The organism is Microtetraspora sp. AC03309 (assembly GCF_020826795.1).
Classification (GTDB): Bacteria; Actinomycetota; Actinomycetes; order Streptosporangiales; family Streptosporangiaceae; genus Microtetraspora; species Microtetraspora glauca.
Map to the genome: position 1 here is coordinate 1 of NZ_JADDIL010000221.1, position 1049 is coordinate 1049.

The window sequence follows — 1049 nt, forward strand, 5'->3', positions numbered from 1 at the left end:
CAACAACCACCACCCGAGCTCTGCCCCTCCCCACCGGTGAAGCAGCCCTGGGACAAAACCGGCTCTACGCCAACTTCGACGCCGGCCTCGCCAAACAACCATGCAATCCGACCGGCTGGCCCAGCGACGCCGTGGCCGCCAAAATCTTCTACGAGACCTCGCTGCAGTGTCTGAACACCGCCTGGAAACCGTTCATGACAGCCGCAGGTTTCGAGTTCCGTCCGGCCACACTCTCGATACCAACGGGCACTGTCGTTACCAACCCGTGCAACACGTACGAGGTGGGGCCCGGCCGCAATCCAGCCCTTTACTGCGGCACCGACGAAACCATCTACATGCCCCTGGTCGGAATGCCCGCAGACAAATACGGCGACCAGGCTGTCATCTATCTTGCGATGCTGGCCCATGAGTACGGCCACCACATCCAAGCCCTCACCGGCACCTCCGGTGAGGAATACAAGCAGGCGCAAGCCCTGGGCGAGCAGTCCGCAGAAGGCCTTGAACTGTCACGCCGCCTGGAATTGCAGGCGCAGTGCCTCTCCGGCATGTTTGTCGGCTCGATCGTCGAGACGGGCGGCCGATTCACCGTGGCCGACTATCAAATAGCGCTGGACGACAACGCCACCCGTGGTGATTGGGATCCGAGTGCTCCGCGCGACCATGGTTCGAAGGCACACTTCGGTGGCTGGTGGGATCAGGGCTACCGTCTGAACAAGATCGGCGAGTGCAACACCTGGCTCTCCCCTGCCAGCGACGTGTCGTAGCGGGCGAATAGCTGCGTTCCGACATCGCACAGCTCCGGCAAGGTTCGTCGAAGTCCAGACACCTACCCGGACGGATTTGCCGCATGGCTGCGTGGGTACGACGGCCAGCACCTCCTGATTGACGGCGATGCGAATCGGCTGAGCTGCGTCGACGCATCGACAGGGCAAGTCGTGCGAGAAGAGCGAGAAAGCGCCCTGCTGAGCGGAGTGGCTGGGCGATGGTTATTTTTCCGGGAATTGCGGAGGCGCCTATCACGGGGTGATCCGCTGGGAGTGAGGCCGGGC

General features: G+C 62.6%; 1 protein-coding gene. It reads left to right on the plus strand.

The window, feature by feature from the left end; translation table 11 throughout:
* The coding region (locus tag IMZ11_RS42435; protein WP_228649215.1) for a neutral zinc metallopeptidase at positions 1-764 on the plus strand (764 nt) is incomplete at its 5' end.
* Positions 765-1049 lie beyond the last annotated feature (285 nt).